We start from the raw sequence: 924 nt of genomic DNA, 5'->3' as shown, positions 1-924 counted from the left end.
TCAGCTTCCCCCGGACTCTGTCCGGGATTAAGCGTGTCCAACACGCGGGGGCAAGGCCCCTGCGCCACCGCCGACATCGAGCCAGGAGGCATCCAGGAGTGCGGCTTTCACTGCCTCGATAACGAGGCGAGTCACATTCTTAATGCCAAGCCATGTCAAGGCGAATCGGCTTACTTCATCATTGTCACCGCGCAGTACCGCGGCTCGCGCCTTCAACGCTGCGGACAGCGCAATCTCGGCGATGCGATGCCCGAGGTTCGACAACATGGCCCAGTTGCCGATCAAGGAGCCGACACGGCCCTGCAGCGTGTCCGCGAGGCTATTGAGGTGGGCGAACGTCGATCCGAGCATCGCGGCGGTCGGGGTAAAGAGCCTCATATTTGCCGCGAACTGTCCACTCATGCCTGCCAAGACGTTCGCGATATACGGCTGTGAACCCAACCCGATTGCAGGCACAAGTCGATTTACATCGCCGAATACTGCCTGTGGCATTAGTGGCGTGAGCGGCAACTGGAAGTTGTCGAGCACGCCGAGGGTGCTGGTGATCGGCGCGATCTGGCTGTGGAAGTTGTCGAGCACGCCGAGGGTGCTGGTGATCGGTGCGATCTGGCTGTGGAAGTTGTCGAGCACGCCGAGGGTGCTGGTGATCGGCGCGATCTGGCTGTGGAAGTTGTCGAGCACGCCGAGGGTGCTGGTGATCGCCGCGATCTGGCTGTGGAAGTTGTCGAGCACGCTGAGGGTGCTGGTGATCGGTGCGATCTGGTTCTGAATGTCGATCGGGTTGAGCGACTTAAACAGCTTGTTGATGCCGTATCCATCGTCCGACCATGCGGTGCCACGAGGGCCGACGTCCTCCGCGTCGTCCTCGGGCCTTGACCCCTCGTGTTGGACACGCTCAATCCCGGACAGAGTTCGGGGGAAGCG

At 61.4% G+C, this 924-nt stretch carries 1 pseudogene; it reads right to left on the bottom strand.

Going from position 1 to position 924, the window contains the following annotated elements:
* Window positions 1–27: 27 nt before the first annotated feature.
* Window positions 28–924 (bottom strand): annotated as a pseudogene (locus ACHIRB_RS26450) (hypothetical protein); the annotation flags it as partial.

This window comes from Antrihabitans spumae, from assembly GCF_043944905.1.
Classification (GTDB): domain Bacteria; phylum Actinomycetota; class Actinomycetes; order Mycobacteriales; family Mycobacteriaceae; genus Antrihabitans; species Antrihabitans spumae.
Note: the sequence above shows the minus strand (reverse complement) of the source record. Positions and strands in the feature narration are given on the sequence as shown.